The following is a 15,824-nucleotide window of genomic DNA, read 5'->3' on the forward strand; positions in this document are numbered from 1 at the left end:
TCATCTCTGTGCCCTGGACAACGCTGCCTTCTGTCCTCTGCCGTCGGACTTGACCCGGAGCTTGTATGGCGTACTCCTACACCGAGAAAAAGCGCATTCGCAAGAGCTTTGCCAAGCGTGCAAACGTTCTGAATGTCCCCTTCCTGTTGGCGACTCAACTGGAGTCTTACACTGGTTTCCTGCAGGCGGATGTGCCGCCGGCAGCCAGGCGGAACGAAGGCCTGCAGGCCGCGTTCACATCGATCTTCCCGATCGTGTCGCACTCAGGTAACGCTCGGTTGGAGTTCGTTCATTACATCCTTGGCGAGCCGGCGTTCGACGTCAAGGAATGTCAGCAACGCGGTCTGACCTTCGCGTCGCCGCTGCGCGCCCGCGTGCGTCTGGTGATTCTCGATCGCGAAGCACCGAAGGAAACCATCAAGGAAGTGAAGGAGCAGGAAGTCTACATGGGCGAAATCCCGCTCATGACGACTACCGGCTCGTTCGTCATCAACGGCACCGAGCGTGTCATCGTGTCGCAGTTGCACCGTTCGCCGGGCGTGTTCTTCGAGCACGACCGCGGCAAGACGCACAGCTCCGGCAAGCTGCTGTTCTCGGCGCGCATCATTCCTTACCGTGGCTCGTGGCTTGACTTTGAGTTCGATCCGAAGGACTTCCTGTTCTTCCGTGTCGACCGTCGCCGCAAGATGCCGGTCACCATCCTATTGAAGGCCATTGGGATGACGCACGAGGAAATCCTCGCCACGTTCCATGACTTCGACTCCTTCGAACTGGCCGGTGACAAGGTCCGCTTCGAGCTGGTGCCCGATCGTCTGCGCGGTGAAGTCGCCCGCTTCGACATCGTCGACAGCAAGGGCAACGTCATCGTCGCCAAGGACAAGCGCATCAACGCCAAGCACATTCGTGACGTTGCCGCCGCCGGCATCACAACGATCGAAGTGCCTGAAGATTTCGTCGCCGGCCGCACGCTGGCGCACGATGTCATCGATCCGGCCACTGGCGAATTGCTGGCCCGCGCCAATGACGAATTGACTGAAGACCTGCTCAACAAGCTGGCGATCGCGGGCGTCAAGCAGTTCAAGACGCTGTACATCAACGACCTGGATCGCGGCGGCTACATTTCGCAGACGCTGCGTTCGGACGAAACCGCCGACCAGTGGCAAGCGCGTGTCGCCATCTACCGCATGATGCGTCCGGGCGAGCCGCCGACCGAAGACGCCGTGGAATCGCTGTTCCAAGGCTTGTTCTACTCGGAAGAGCGTTACGACCTGTCGACGGTCGGCCGCATGAAGTTCAACCGCCGCGCCTACCCGGAGAAGCTGGATGAGCGCGCGCCGGAATGGCTGAAGCGTTTCTACGCCAACGCCGGTGAGCACGGCGACGACGGCGCGGGCGTGCTGTCGAACGAAGACATCCTGTCGGTCATCAGCGTGCTGGTGGAACTGCGCAACGGGCGCGGTGAAATCGATGATATCGACCACCTGGGCAATCGCCGCGTGCGTTCGGTGGGTGAGCTGGCCGAGAACCAGTTCCGTGCCGGTCTGGTGCGTGTCGAGCGCGCAGTGAAGGAACGCCTCGGTCAGGCCGAAAGCGACAACCTCATGCCGCACGACCTGATCAACGCCAAGCCCATTTCGGCCGCGATCAAGGAGTTCTTCGGCTCCAGCCAACTGTCGCAGTTCATGGACCAGACCAACCCGCTGTCCGAAATCACGCACAAGCGTCGTGTTTCGGCGTTGGGCCCGGGCGGTCTGACGCGCGAGCGCGCGGGCTTTGAAGTCCGCGACGTGCATCCGACGCACTATGGTCGCGTGTGCCCGATCGAGACGCCTGAAGGTCCGAACATCGGCCTGATCAACTCACTCGCCGTCTATGGCCGCACCAATCGCCACGGCTTCCTGGAGACGCCGTACCGCCGTGTGGATGCGGGCGTTGTGACCGACCAAGTGGACTTCCTGTCGGCGATCGAAGAAGGCCAGTACATCATTGCTCAGGCGAACGCCGAAATCGGCGCTGACGACAAGCTGACCGGTGAGTTGGTGTCCGCCCGTTACAAGGGTGAAGCCATGCTGGTCGAGCCGAGCCAGGTTCAGTACATGGACGTGTCGCCGTCGCAGATCGTGTCGGTTGCTGCTTCGCTGATTCCGTTCCTGGAGCACGACGATGCAAACCGCGCGCTGATGGGCGCCAACATGCAGCGTCAGGCGGTGCCTTGCCTGCGTCCGGAAAAGCCGCTCGTCGGCACCGGCATTGAACGTACGGTGGCGGTTGACTCGGGTACCACCGTGCAGGCGCTGCGTGGTGGTGTGGTTGACTACATCGACGCAAATCGCGTGGTGGTGCGTGTCAATGACGATGAAACCGTTCCGGGCGAAGTCGGCGTCGATATCTACAACCTGATCAAGTACACGCGTTCGAACCAGAACACGAACATCAACCAGCGCCCGATCGTGAAGATCGGCGACCGTCTGGCCAAGGGTGACGTGATCGCTGACGGCGCGTCGACCGACCTGGGTGAACTGGCTCTTGGCCAGAACATGCTGGTCGCGTACATGACGTGGAACGGCTACAACTTCGAAGACTCGATCCTGATCTCCGAGCGCGTCGTCGCTGAAGACCGCTTCACGTCGATCCACATCGAAGAACTGACGGTCGTTGCCCGCGACACCAAGCTGGGGCCTGAGGAAATCACCCGTGACATCGCCTCGCTGGGCGAAGCGCAACTGTCCCGACTGGACGAGTCCGGCATCGTGTACATCGGCGCCGAAGTCGACGCTGGCGATGTGCTGGTCGGCAAGGTGACGCCGAAGGGCGAAACCCAACTGACGCCGGAAGAAAAGCTGCTGCGCGCGATCTTCGGCGAGAAGGCCTCCGACGTTAAGGACACCTCGCTGCGCGTGCCCTCCGGCATGAACGGCACCGTCATCGACGTGCAGGTGTTCACGCGTGAAGGCATCGAGCGTGACAAGCGTGCTCAGTCGATCATCGATGACATGCTCAAGAGCTTCCGCCTCGACCTGGCTGACCAGATGCGTATCGTCGAGCGCGACACCTTCGAGCGTATCGAACGCCTGATCGTCGGTCAGACCGTCAACGGTGGTCCGAAGAAGCTGGCCAAGGGCGCCAAGGTCACCAAGGAATACCTGGCCGAACTCGAAGCCTATAACTGGTTCGACATCCGTCTGGCCGACGACGCTGTCGCGCAGCAACTCGAGCAGTTGAAGGAAGGTCTGGAAAAGACCCGCAAGGACTTTGACCTCGCTTTTGAAGCGAAGAAGAAGAAGCTCACCCAGGGCGATGAACTGCCCCCGGGCGTCCAGAAGATGGTCAAGGTCTACCTGGCTGTCAAGCGTCGCCTGCAGCCCGGCGACAAGATGGCCGGCCGCCACGGTAACAAGGGTGTGGTCTCCAAGATCGTCCCGATCGAAGACATGCCGTACATGGCTGACGGCACTCCGGTCGACATCGTGTTGAACCCGCTCGGCGTGCCGTCGCGGATGAACATTGGTCAGATCCTCGAAACTCACCTTGGCTGGGCCTCGAAGGGCCTGGGCAAGAAGATCGATGCCATGCTGTCGGCGCAAGCCACCGCGAAGGAAGTCCGTGGCTTCCTGAACGATATCTACAACGGCAACGACAACGGCGAAAACGTCGGTGAGCTGAGTGACGGCGAAGTGATCGAACTGGCCAGCAACCTGCGCAAGGGTGTGCCGTTCGCGACGCCCGTGTTCGATGGTGCTTCGGAAGACGACATCGAATCGATGCTGAAGCTCGCGGACATGCCGGTGTCCGGTCAGGTAATGCTGTTCGATGGCCGCACTGGCGATCCGTTCGAGCGTCAGGTGACTGTCGGCTACAAGCACGTTCTCAAGCTGCATCACCTTGTCGACGACAAGATGCACGCACGCTCGACTGGCCCGTACTCGCTGGTGACGCAACAGCCGCTGGGTGGTAAGGCGCAGTTCGGCGGCCAGCGTTTCGGTGAAATGGAAGTGTGGGCGCTGGAAGCCTACGGCGCGGCTTACACGCTGCAGGAAATGCTGACCGTGAAGTCGGACGATGTGTCTGGCCGTACCAAGGTGTACGAAAACATCGTCAAGGGCGAACACAAGATCGATGCTGGCATGCCGGAGTCGTTCAACGTGCTGGTGAAGGAAATTCGCTCGCTGGCGATCGATATCGATCTCGAGCGTTTCTGAGCCGCGAACTGGACTGGAGTAAAGAATGAAAAGCTTGCTTGCTGATCTGTTTAAGCAAACGCTCCCGAACGAAGAAGAGTTCGATGCGATTACCATCGGCCTAGCTTCGCCGGAAAAGATCCGTTCGTGGTCTTACGGCGAGGTCAAGAAGCCTGAAACCATCAACTACCGCACCTTCAAGCCGGAGCGCGATGGCCTGTTCTGTGCCAAGATCTTCGGCCCGGTCAAGGACTACGAGTGCTTGTGCGGTAAGTACAAGCGCCTGAAGCACCGTGGCGTGATCTGCGAAAAGTGCGGCGTCGAAGTCACGCTGTCGAAGGTTCGCCGCGAACGTATGGGTCACATCGAGCTGGCCTCGGTGGTGGCGCACATCTGGTTCCTGAAGTCGCTGCCGTCGCGTCTGGGTATGGTGCTCGACATGACGCTGCGCGATATCGAGCGCGTGCTGTACTTCGAAGCATTCGTCGTGGTCGAGCCCGGCATGACGCCGCTCACGCGCGGTCAGCTGCTGACTGAAGACGACTACCTCGCCAAGGTCGAAGAATACGGCGATGAGTTCGTGGCGCTGATGGGCGCGGAAGGTATTCGTGGCCTGTTGCGTTCGATCGACATCACGTCGGAAATCGAACGTCTGCGCTCCGAGCTGGAAACCACGGGTTCTGAGGCCAAGATCAAGAAGATCGTCAAGCGCCTCAAGGTGCTGGAGGCCTTCATGCAATCCGGCATCAAGCCGGACTGGATGATCATGGAAGTGCTGCCGGTGCTGCCCCCGGATCTGCGTCCGCTGGTGCCGCTGGATGGTGGCCGCTTCGCGACTTCGGACCTGAACGATCTGTATCGTCGCGTCATCAACCGCAACAACCGCCTGAAGCGCCTGCTCGAACTGAAAGCGCCGGAAATCATCGTGCGCAACGAAAAGCGCATGCTGCAGGAATCGGTTGACTCGTTGCTGGACAATGGCCGCCGCGGCAAGGCGATGACGGGCGCCAACAAGCGTCCGCTCAAGTCGCTGGCCGACATGATCAAGGGTAAGGGCGGTCGTTTCCGCCAGAACCTGCTCGGTAAGCGCGTCGACTACTCCGGTCGTTCGGTGATTACCGTGGGCCCGCAACTCAAGCTGCATCAGTGTGGTCTGCCCAAGCTGATGGCGCTGGAGCTGTTCAAGCCGTTCATTTTCAACAAACTCGAGCTGATGGGGCTGGCCACGACCATCAAGCAGGCCAAGAAGCTGGTTGAATCGCAAGAGCCGGTGGTGTGGGATATCCTGGAAGATGTCATCCGCGAACACCCGGTCATGCTCAACCGTGCGCCGACGCTGCACCGTCTGGGGATCCAGGCATTCGAGCCGATCCTGATCGAAGGCAAAGCGATCCAACTGCACCCGCTGGTCTGCGTGGCCTTCAACGCCGACTTCGACGGTGACCAGATGGCCGTCCACGTGCCGCTGTCGCTGGAAGCGCAGATGGAAGCCCGCACGCTGATGCTGGCCTCCAACAACGTGCTGTCGCCCGCCAACGGCGAGCCGATCATCGTCCCGTCGCAGGATATCGTGCTGGGTCTGTACTACGCGACCCGCGCTGGCGTGAACGTCCCGGGCGAAGGCATGGCCTTCGTTGACGTGTCGGAAGTCAAGCGTGCCTATGAGTCGGGCCAGATCTCGTTGCACGCCAAGGTGTCCGTGCGTATCCGCGAATACGACGTGACCCCGGCTGGCGAAAAGATCGAGAAGATCACGCGCTACAACACGACCGCGGGCCGCGCACTGCTGTCCGAAATTCTGCCTGCCGGACTGCCGTTCTCGGTGATCGACAAGGCGCTGAAGAAAAAAGAAATCTCGCGCCTGATCAACACCTCGTTCCGCCGCTGCGGCCTGCGTGAAACCGTGATCTTCGCCGACCGCCTGATGCAGTTCGGTTTCGGCCTGGCCACGCGCGCCGGCATCTCCATCGCCATCAAGGACATGCTGGTCCCCGAGGCGAAGGAAAAGATCATCAGCGCATCCGAACACGAAGTGAAGGAAATCGCTCAGCAGTACGCGTCCGGTCTCGTGACCGAAGGCGAGCGCTACAACAAGGTGGTCGATATCTGGGGCCGCACCGGCGACCAGGTTGCCCGCGCGATGATGGAGCACCTCGGTCAGGAAGACGTGGTCGACCGTCACGGTGCCAACGTCAAGCAGGAGTCGTTCAATTCCATCTACATGATGGCTGACTCCGGCGCCCGTGGTTCGGCCGCCCAGATTCGTCAGCTGGCGGGTATGCGCGGCCTGATGGCCAAGCCGGACGGCTCGATCATCGAGACGCCGATCACGACGAACTTCCGCGAAGGCTTGAACGTTCTTCAGTACTTCATCTCGACTCACGGTGCTCGTAAAGGTCTGGCCGATACGGCACTCAAGACCGCGAACTCCGGTTACCTGACTCGTCGCTTGGTCGATGTGACGCAGGATTTGGTCGTGGTGGAAGAGGACTGCGGCACCAATGCCGGCTTCGTCATGAAGGCACTGGTCGAAGGCGGTGAAGTGGTCGAACCGCTGCGTGAACGTATCCTCGGCCGTGTCGCGGCTGACGACGTCATCAACCCCGAGACGCAGGAAACCGTGCTGGACGCCGGCACGTTGCTGGACGAAAACGCCTGCGACCTGATCGATTCGCTGGGTGTGGACGAAGTGCGCGTGCGCACGCCGCTGACCTGCGAAACCCGTTACGGCATGTGCGCCAAGTGCTACGGTCGCGACCTGGGCCGTGGTCATCTGGTGAACGTCGGCGAGGCGGTCGGCGTGATCGCCGCCCAGTCGATCGGCGAGCCGGGCACTCAGCTTACGATGCGTACCTTCCACGTTGGTGGTGCAGCATCCCGCGCAGCGGTTGCGAGCTCGGTCGAAGCCAAGTCGGCGGGTACCGTACGCTTCACCGGCAACATGCGTTACGTCACGAACGCCAAGGGCGAGAAGATTGTCATCGCACGTTCGGCCGAAATGGTCGTGGCGGATGATGTCGGTCGTGAGCGCGAACGTCACAAACTGCCGTACGGCGCCACGCTGCTGGTCGACGATGGCAGCGCCATCAAGGCCGGCACGCAACTGGCAACCTGGGATCCGCATACGCGTCCGATCATCACGGAGTACGCCGGTACCATCAAGTTCGAGAACGTCGAAGAAGGCGCTACCGTTGCCAAGCAGATCGACGAAGTCACGGGTCTGTCGACGCTCGTCGTCATCGACGCCAAGCGTCGTTCGGGCGGCGCTGCAAGCAAGGGCGTGCGTCCGCAGGTCAAGCTGATCAACGACGCCGGCGAGGAAGTGAAAATCGCCGGTACCGAACAGTCCGTCACGATTACCTTCCAGGTCGGCTCGCTGATCACCGTGAAGGATGGCGAACAGGTTGCCGTGGGTCACGTGCTTGCACGTATCCCGCAGGAATCCGCCAAGACCCGCGACATTACCGGGGGCCTGCCGCGCGTGGCCGAACTGTTCGAAGCGCGTGCTCCGAAGGATGCCGGCATGCTGGCCGATGTGACGGGTACGCTGTCGTTCGGCAAGGACACCAAGGGCAAGCAGCGTCTCGTGATCACCGAGCCGGATGGCACGGCGCACGAATTCCTGATTCCGAAGGACAAGCACGTGATGGTGCACGATGGTCAGGTCGTCCAGCGTGGCGAACTGATTGTCGACGGTCCGGCCGATCCGCACGACATCCTGCGTCTGCAGGGCGTCGAAGCGCTGGCTCGCTACATCATCGACGAAGTGCAGGACGTCTATCGTCTGCAGGGCGTGAAGATCAACGACAAGCACATCGAAGTGATCGTGCGCCAGATGCTGCGTCGTACGGTGATCTCCGATCCGGGCGATACGCGCTTCATCCGTGAAGAGCAGGTCGAGCGTTCGGAACTGCTGGACGAAAACGATCGCGTGATCGCCGAAGACAAGCAGCCGGCCACCTTCGAGTACATGCTGCTGGGTATCACGAAGGCGTCGCTGTCCACCGATTCGTTCATCTCCGCCGCTTCCTTCCAGGAAACGACGCGTGTGCTGACCGAAGCGGCCATCATGGGCAAGCGCGATGAACTTCGCGGCCTGAAGGAAAACGTGATCGTCGGTCGCCTGATCCCGGCCGGTACCGGTCTGGCCTACCACCGCACCCGTCGGGCGCAGTCGGCAGGGCTCGATCTGGGCGGCGGCATCACTGGCGAAGCGGCGCAACTGCCGAGCGAGGAAGTCTCCGAGACATCCCACGCAGGTTGACGGGTGGCGCGGGGGGCGTTTATACTCCCGCGTCTTTGAATGGGTCGACCAATCGCAGTCGACTCCTGTGTTTTATTCGTCGAGCGGCGGCGAGTCCGCGGCTCGACATCAATAAGAAATGTACTATGCCTACAATTAACCAGCTGGTACGCCAAGGGCGTCAAGTTGCGCAGGCCAAGAGCAAGGTCCCTGCGCTGGAAGCCTGTCCGCAGAAGCGTGGCGTTTGCACTCGTGTCTATACGACGACCCCGAAGAAGCCGAACTCCGCGCTTCGTAAGGTCGCCAAGGTTCGTCTGACCAATGGCTTCGAAGTCATCTCCTATATCGGCGGTGAAGGCCACAACCTGCAAGAGCACTCGGTTGTCCTGATTCGCGGCGGTCGTGTGAAGGACTTGCCTGGTGTGCGTTACCACATCGTGCGCGGTTCTCTCGACCTGCAGGGCGTCAAGGATCGTAAGCAGTCCCGCTCGAAGTACGGCGCGAAGCGTCCGAAGCAGGCTTAATTGTCCGGTATTGTTGAATAGAGGTTTGCCATGCCACGTCGTCGCGAAGTACCCAAGCGTGAAGTTCTGCCTGATCCGAAATTCGGTAGCCAGGACGTTTCCAAGTTTGTCAGCGTCATCATGATGTCCGGTAAGAAGGCTGTTGCCGAACGCATTGTCTACGGTGCGCTGGATGTCATTGCTGCCAAGTCCGGCAAGAACCCGATCGAGGTCTTCCAGTCGGCAGTCGGCAATGTTAAGCCGGTGGTGGAAGTGAAGAGCCGCCGCGTCGGTGGTGCCAACTATCAGGTTCCCGTGGAAGTGCGTCCGAGCCGCCGCATGGCGCTGTCGATGCGCTGGATTCGTGAAGCTGCTCGTAAGCGTTCGGAAAAGTCGATGGCTCAACGCCTCGCCGGCGAGCTGATCGAGGCCGCTGAAGGCCGTGGCGCTGCCATGAAGAAGCGCGACGAAGTCCATCGCATGGCCGACGCCAACAAGGCGTTTGCCCACTACCGGTTCTGATCGTCAGCCGCATTTGGCCCTTATGGGCAAGCTTCGGGCCCTGTACAGGGCTCGAATGCTTTTGGCGGCGACCCCAGTCCCTCTCCTGATTTGCAGGGTTCATTCAATTAAAGGTTAATACCGTGGCACGCAAGACCCCGATCGAGCGCTATCGCAATATTGGTATTTCTGCTCACATCGACGCCGGCAAAACGACGACGACCGAGCGGATTCTTTTCTACACCGGCGTCAATCACAAGTTGGGCGAAGTGCACGATGGTGCAGCGACGACCGACTGGATGGAGCAGGAGCAGGAGCGTGGTATCACCATCACCTCGGCTGCTGTGACGACGTTCTGGAAGGGCATGGCTGGCAACTTCCCGGAACACCGTGTGAACATCATCGACACCCCGGGGCACGTGGACTTCACGATTGAAGTGGAGCGCTCCATGCGCGTGCTGGACGGTGCCTGCATGGTGTACTGCGCGGTCGGCGGTGTTCAACCGCAATCCGAAACCGTGTGGCGCCAGGCCAACAAGTACGGCGTGCCGCGTCTGGCGTTCGTCAACAAGATGGACCGCACCGGTGCCAACTTCTTCAAGGTCTACGACCAGCTGAAGAAGCGCCTGACCGCTAACCCCGTGCCGGTTGTCGTGCCTATCGGCGCTGAAGACAACTTCAAGGGCGTGGTCGATCTGATCAAGATGAAGGCGATCATCTGGGACGAGGCATCCCAAGGCACCAAGTTCACGTACGAGGACATTCCCGCTGAGCTGATTGATTCGTGCAACGAATGGCGCGAAAAGATGGTCGAGGCTGCCGCGGAATCGTCGGAAGACTTGATGAACAGCTACCTCGAAAATGGTGAGCTGTCGGAAGCCGACATCATCAAGGGGCTGCGCGATCGTACGATCGCTTGCGAGATCCAGCCGATGCTGTGCGGGACCGCCTTCAAGAACAAGGGTGTTCAGCGCATGCTGGATGCCGTGATCGAATTCCTGCCGTCTCCGGTCGATATTCCCCCGGTCAAGGGCGTGGACGATCGCGACCAAGAAGTCGAACGCAAGGCTTCCGATGACGAGAAGTTCTCGGCGCTGGCGTTCAAGCTCATGTCCGACAAGTACGTCGGTCAGCTGACCTTCATTCGCGTGTATTCCGGTGTGGTGAAGTCTGGTGACACCGTATACAACCCGGTGAAGGGCAAGAAGGAGCGCATTGGTCGCTTGGTGCAGATGCACGCAAACGATCGTCAGGAAATCGAAGAAGTGCGCGCAGGCGATATCGCGGCGGCGATCGGTCTGTCGTCGGTGACGACGGGTGAAACGCTGTGCGATCCGGACGCAGAAGTGACGCTTGAGCGCATGGAATTCCCGGAGCCCGTGATTCACGTGGCCGTCGAGCCGAAGACGAAGGGCGACCAGGAAAAAATGGGTCTGGCTCTTGGCCGTCTGGCACAAGAAGATCCGTCGTTCCGCGTGCGCACCGACGAAGAGTCCGGCCAGACCGTGATTTCCGGGATGGGCGAGCTTCACCTCGAAATTATTGTCGACCGCATGAAGCGTGAGTTTGGCGTTGAAGCCAACGTTGGCGCGCCGCAGGTTGCTTACCGTGAGACGATCCGCAAGGTCGTCGAAGACGCCGAAGGCAAATTCGTCAAGCAGTCCGGCGGTCGTGGTCAGTATGGTCACGTCGTGCTCAAGATCGAGCCGAACGAAGCAGGCAAGGGTTACGAGTTCGTCGATGCCATCAAGGGTGGTGTCGTGCCGCGCGAATACATCCCGGCGGTTGACAAGGGCCTGCAGGACAGCCTGCCGAACGGCGTGCTGGCCGGCTTCCCGGTGGTTGACGTCAAGGTTACGCTGCATTTCGGTTCGTACCACGATGTGGACTCGAACGAAAACGCGTTCAAGATGGCAGCTTCGATGGCCTTCAAGGAAGGCTGCCGTCGCGCCAGTCCGGTGATTCTCGAGCCGATGATGGCCGTGGAAGTGGAAACGCCGGAAGAGTACATGGGCAACGTGATGGGCGATCTGTCGAGCCGTCGCGGTATCGTCCAGGGGATGGAAGATCTGCCTGGTGGCATCAAGGCCATCAAGGCCGAAGTGCCCCTGGCGGAAATGTTCGGCTACTCGACGACGATGCGTTCGCTGTCGCAGGGCCGCGCCACGTACTCGATGGAATTCAAGCACTACGCCGAAGCGCCGAAGAACGTCGCTGACGCCATCATTAACAAGAAGTAATCACACTCTACTGACCGAGGATATTGGGAAATGGCCAAGGAAAAATTCGAGCGGACGAAACCGCACGTGAACGTTGGTACGATTGGTCACGTTGACCATGGCAAGACGACGCTGACGGCGGCGATCGCGACGGTGCTGTCGGCGAAGTTCGGCGGTTCGGCGAAGAAGTACGACGAAATCGACAACGCGCCGGAAGAAAAGGCACGTGGTATCACGATCAACACCTCGCACGTGGAATACGAGACGGCCAGCCGTCACTACGCGCACGTTGATTGCCCGGGCCACGCCGACTACGTGAAGAACATGATCACGGGTGCTGCGCAGATGGACGGCGCGATCCTGGTGTGTTCGGCTGCTGACGGCCCGATGCCGCAGACCCGCGAGCACATCCTGCTGGCCCGTCAAGTGGGCGTGCCCTACATCATCGTGTTCCTGAACAAGTGCGACATGGTGGATGACGCCGAGCTGCTGGAACTCGTCGAAATGGAAGTGCGCGAGCTGCTGTCCAAGTACGAATTCCCGGGCGATGACATCCCCATCATCAAGGGTTCGGCCCTGAAGGCGCTGGAGGGCGACAAGGGCGAGCTGGGCGAAGTGGCCATCATGGCCCTGGCCGATGCGCTGGACTCCTACATCCCGACGCCGGAGCGTGCAGTTGATAAGCCGTTCCTGCTGCCGATCGAAGACGTGTTCTCGATCTCGGGTCGTGGCACCGTTGTGACGGGTCGTGTCGAGCGCGGCATCGTCAAGGTCGGCGAAGAAATCGAAATCGTCGGTATCAAGCCGACCACCAAGACCACCTGCACGGGCGTGGAAATGTTCCGCAAGCTGCTGGATCAAGGTCAGGCCGGTGACAACGTCGGCGTGCTGCTGCGTGGCACGAAGCGCGAAGAAGTCGAGCGCGGCCAAGTGCTGGCCAAGCCGGGTTCGATCACGCCGCACACGCACTTCACGGGTGAAGTGTACGTGCTGAGCAAGGACGAAGGCGGTCGTCATACGCCGTTCTTCAACAACTATCGTCCGCAGTTCTACTTCCGTACGACCGACGTGACGGGTTCGATCGCGCTGCCGGAAGGCACCGAGATGGTGATGCCGGGCGACAACGTGTCGATCACGGTGAAGCTGATCGCCCCGATCGCCATGGAAGAAGGTCTGCGTTTCGCGATCCGCGAAGGTGGCCGCACCGTGGGTGCTGGCGTCGTCGCCAAGATCATCGAGTAATTCGTGATATGCTGCGCGGCCCGCAAATCTTGCGGGCCGCGTTGTTTTATCCGGAAGCTGCACTTTTCATTACGCTCTTTCGCTCTTTAGGACACACATCATGCAAAACCAGAAAATCCGTATCCGCCTCAAGGCTTTCGACTATCGTCTGATCGACCAGTCGGCCCTGGAAATCGTCGATACGGCCAAGCGCACCGGCGCCGTCGTTCGTGGCCCCGTTCCGCTGCCGACCCGCATCGAGCGCTTCAACGTTCTGCGTTCCCCGCACGTGAACAAGACTTCGCGTGACCAATTCGAAATCCGCACCCACCAACGCCTGATGGACATCATCGATCCGACCGACAAGACGGTTGACGCGCTGATGAAGCTGGATCTGCCGGCGGGTGTTGACGTGGAAATCAAGCTGCAGTAAGAGCTTGCGTTTCAACGGGTTGGTAAGTTAGAATCCAAGGCTTCGCGTCTTTTTGGGCGCGGAGCTATCGTTTTTATGCGTCGGCTCGGTCAATCGCAACCGGGTCATAGGAGAAAAACATGAGTCTGGGCCTTGTTGGTCGCAAGGTCGGCATGACTCGCATCTTTGCCGAGGACGGTGCTTCCGTTCCGGTGACGGTGCTTGACGTGTCGAACAATCGCGTGACCCAAATCAAGACGCCTGATCTGGATGGCTACTCGGCTGTTCAGGTTACGTACGGCGAACGCCGTGCGAGCCGCGTTTCGAAGGCGCTGGCCGGTCACCTCGCCAAGGCGGGTGTCGAGGCTGGCAGCATCCTGCGCGAATTCGCTGTTGCCGCTGAAAAGCTCGAGAGCCTGAAGGCTGGTGACGTGATCAGCGTCGATATCTTTGCCGTGGGCCAGAAGGTCGATGTGACGGGTACGTCCATCGGTAAGGGCTACGCCGGCGTTATCAAGCGTCACAATTTCGCTTCCAACCGTGCTTCTCACGGTAACTCGCGCAGCCACAACGTGCCGGGTTCGATCGGTATGGCGCAGGATCCGGGTCGTGTGTTCCCGGGTAAGCGCATGACCGGTCATCTGGGTGCGGTCAAGGCGACCGTGCAAAACCTGGAAGTGGTGCGTGTCGATGTCGAGCGCGGTCTGCTGCTCGTCAAGGGCGCTGTGCCCGGTCATGACGGCGGCAACGTGGTTGTTCGTCCGGCTGTCAAGGCGTGAGCGGAGGCGTCATGGAACTGAAACTGATCAACGACCAGGGCCAGGCTGCATCGACGGTGCAAGCTTCGGATGCCCTGTTTGGTCGTGAGTACAACGAGGCGCTGATTCACCAGCTCGTGGTGGCTTACCAAGCCAACGCCCGCTCCGGTAATCGTGCTCAGAAGGATCGCGAGCAAGTCAAGCACACGACCAAGAAGCCGTGGCGTCAAAAGGGTACGGGCCGTGCTCGTGCCGGTATGACGTCCTCGCCGCTGTGGCGTGGTGGTGGTCGCATTTTCCCGAATAGCCCGGAAGAGAACTTCTCGCAGAAGGTCAACCGCAAGATGTATCGCGCCGGTATTGCCGCGATCCTGTCGCAGTTGGTGCGTGAAGAGCGTCTGCTGGTGGTCGAGAACGTTGCGCTGGACGCCCCGAAGACTCGCCTGCTGGCCCAGAAGCTGAAGGGTTTTGGCGCCGAATCGGCGCTGGTCATTACCGACGAGATGGATGAGAACCTCTATCTGTCGTCGCGTAACCTGCCGAACGTGCTGGTGCTCGAGGCGCATGAAACGGATCCGGTGTCGCTGGTTCGTTATCCGCGCGTGCTGATCACCCGTGCTGCGGTCGCCAAGATCGAGGAGATGTGGCAATGAGCGTGAATCAAGAGCGCCTGCTGCAGGTGCTGCTCGCACCGCAGATTTCGGAAAAGGCAACGGCTGTTGCTGAGAAGAATGAGCAAGTGGTTTTCCGCGTGGCGTCGTCCGCGACCAAGCCCGAAGTGAAGGCGGCTGTTGAGCTGCTGTTCAAGGTTGAAGTGCAGTCCGTGCAGATCCTGAACGTCAAGGGCAAGGTGAAGCGTTTCGGCCGTATCGTCGGTCAGCGCAAAGGCTGGAAAAAGGCCTTCGTGAGCTTGAAGCCGGGTCAGGAAATCAACTTCGTTGATGGAGGGGCCGCATAATGCTGGTCAAAGTCAAGCCTACGTCGGCAGGTCGTCGCGGCGTCGTCAAGGTTGTCAACCCGAACCTGTACAAGGGTCGTCCGGTTGCTTCCCTGGTCGAGAGTCAATCGCATACGGCAGGTCGCAACAACAACGGCCATATCACTACGCGTCACAAGGGCGGCGGTCACAAGCAGCACTATCGCGTGGTCGACTTCAAGCGCAACAAGGATGGCATCGTGGCCAAGGTCGAGCGTATCGAATACGACCCGAACCGTACCGCGAACATCGCGCTGCTGTGCTACGCCGACGGTGAGCGTCGTTACATCATTGCTCCGAAGGGCGTGCAGGTCGGTCAGGAAATCGTTTCCGGCTCTGAGGCTCCTATCAAGGTGGGCAACGCATTGCCGATCCGTAATATTCCCGTCGGCTCGACGATCCACTGCATCGAGATGCTGCCTGGGAAGGGCGCGCAACTGGCGCGTTCGGCCGGTACGTCGGTGCAATTGCTGGCTCGTGAAGGCAGCTACGCACAGCTGCGCCTGCGTTCGGGCGAAATCCGTCGCGTGCACATCGAGTGCCGCGCGACGATCGGTGAAGTCGGTAACGAAGAGCACAACCTGCGCAAGATCGGCAAGGCCGGTGCGCAACGTTGGCGTGGTATTCGTCCGACCGTTCGCGGTGTGGCGATGAACCCGGTGGATCACCCGCACGGTGGTGGTGAAGGCCGTACCGGTGAGGGTCGTGTGCCTGTCAGTCCGTGGGGTACCCCGACGAAGGGTTATCGCACGCGCAGCAACAAGCGCACGAACAGCATGATCGTTCAGCGTCGTCACAAGCGATAAGAGGTAG

Annotated in this window: 11 protein-coding genes; all 11 read left to right on the plus strand. The window is 60.3% G+C overall.

All coding sequences use genetic code 11. The annotated features are described in order from the left end of the window. Positions 1-65 precede the first annotated feature (65 nt). Positions 66-4,199 (plus strand): DNA-directed RNA polymerase subunit beta, encoded by a 4,134-nt coding sequence (gene rpoB, locus ACDA63_RS10490; RefSeq protein ID WP_373663180.1) that lies wholly within the window; start codon positions 66-68, stop codon positions 4,197-4,199. A 25-nt stretch (positions 4,200-4,224) separates the two neighbouring features. Next, on the plus strand, positions 4,225-8,442 hold the full coding sequence (gene rpoC / locus ACDA63_RS10495; protein WP_373663181.1) for a DNA-directed RNA polymerase subunit beta': 4,218 nt from the start codon (positions 4,225-4,227) through the stop codon (positions 8,440-8,442). 125 nt (positions 8,443-8,567) lie between these two features. After that, positions 8,568-8,945 (plus strand): 30S ribosomal protein S12, encoded by a 378-nt coding sequence (gene rpsL / locus ACDA63_RS10500; protein WP_373663182.1) that lies wholly within the window; start codon positions 8,568-8,570, stop codon positions 8,943-8,945. Positions 8,946-8,975: 30 nt separating this feature from the next. Further along, on the plus strand, positions 8,976-9,446 hold the full coding sequence (gene rpsG / locus ACDA63_RS10505) for a 30S ribosomal protein S7 (protein WP_373663183.1): 471 nt from the start codon (positions 8,976-8,978) through the stop codon (positions 9,444-9,446). Between the two features lie 122 nt (positions 9,447-9,568). Further along, complete coding sequence (gene fusA, locus ACDA63_RS10510; RefSeq protein ID WP_373663184.1) at positions 9,569-11,665, plus strand: elongation factor G; 2,097 nt, start codon at positions 9,569-9,571, stop codon at positions 11,663-11,665. 30 nt (positions 11,666-11,695) lie between these two features. Beyond that, positions 11,696-12,886, plus strand: a complete 1,191-nt coding sequence (gene tuf, locus ACDA63_RS10515; RefSeq protein WP_373663173.1) for an elongation factor Tu — start codon at positions 11,696-11,698, stop codon at positions 12,884-12,886. Between the two features lie 100 nt (positions 12,887-12,986). After that, positions 12,987-13,298 (plus strand): 30S ribosomal protein S10, encoded by a 312-nt coding sequence (rpsJ, locus tag ACDA63_RS10520; protein ID WP_373663185.1) that lies wholly within the window; start codon positions 12,987-12,989, stop codon positions 13,296-13,298. A gap of 119 nt (positions 13,299-13,417) precedes the next feature. Then, on the plus strand, positions 13,418-14,056 hold the full coding sequence (rplC, locus tag ACDA63_RS10525; RefSeq protein ID WP_373663186.1) for a 50S ribosomal protein L3: 639 nt from the start codon (positions 13,418-13,420) through the stop codon (positions 14,054-14,056). Between the two features lie 11 nt (positions 14,057-14,067). Continuing rightward, the gene (rplD, locus tag ACDA63_RS10530; RefSeq protein WP_373663187.1) at positions 14,068-14,688 is read left to right on the plus strand and encodes a 50S ribosomal protein L4; all 621 of its coding nucleotides are present in this window, start codon (positions 14,068-14,070) and stop codon (positions 14,686-14,688) included. Continuing rightward, positions 14,685-14,993 (plus strand): 50S ribosomal protein L23, encoded by a 309-nt coding sequence (gene rplW, locus ACDA63_RS10535; protein WP_373663188.1) that lies wholly within the window; start codon positions 14,685-14,687, stop codon positions 14,991-14,993. The genes rplD and rplW overlap by 4 nt, the downstream gene beginning before the upstream one ends. Continuing rightward, complete coding sequence (gene rplB / locus ACDA63_RS10540; RefSeq protein WP_373663230.1) at positions 14,990-15,817, plus strand: 50S ribosomal protein L2; 828 nt, start codon at positions 14,990-14,992, stop codon at positions 15,815-15,817. Before rplW ends, rplB begins: the two co-directional genes overlap by 4 nt. Positions 15,818-15,824 lie beyond the last annotated feature (7 nt).

This window comes from Uliginosibacterium sp. sgz301328, assembly GCF_041807905.1.
GTDB lineage: Bacteria > Pseudomonadota > Gammaproteobacteria > Burkholderiales > Rhodocyclaceae > JBGVSA01.

Bases quoted from the DNA above. Each gene is read 5' to 3' on its own strand.
- rplC (WP_373663186.1), top strand. From the start codon at position 13,418: ATGAGTCTGGGCCTTGTTGGTCGCAAGGTCGGCATGACTCGCATCTTT.
- rplW (WP_373663188.1), top strand. From the start codon at position 14,685: ATGAGCGTGAATCAAGAGCGCCTGCTGCAGGTGCTGCTCGCACCGCAG.
- rpsJ (WP_373663185.1), top strand. From the start codon at position 12,987: ATGCAAAACCAGAAAATCCGTATCCGCCTCAAGGCTTTCGACTATCGT.
- rpsL (WP_373663182.1), top strand. From the start codon at position 8,568: ATGCCTACAATTAACCAGCTGGTACGCCAAGGGCGTCAAGTTGCGCAG.
- rpsG (WP_373663183.1), top strand. From the start codon at position 8,976: ATGCCACGTCGTCGCGAAGTACCCAAGCGTGAAGTTCTGCCTGATCCG.
- tuf (WP_373663173.1), top strand. From the start codon at position 11,696: ATGGCCAAGGAAAAATTCGAGCGGACGAAACCGCACGTGAACGTTGGT.
- rplD (WP_373663187.1), top strand. From the start codon at position 14,068: ATGGAACTGAAACTGATCAACGACCAGGGCCAGGCTGCATCGACGGTG.
- rpoB (WP_373663180.1), top strand. From the start codon at position 66: ATGGCGTACTCCTACACCGAGAAAAAGCGCATTCGCAAGAGCTTTGCC.
- rpoC (WP_373663181.1), top strand. From the start codon at position 4,225: ATGAAAAGCTTGCTTGCTGATCTGTTTAAGCAAACGCTCCCGAACGAA.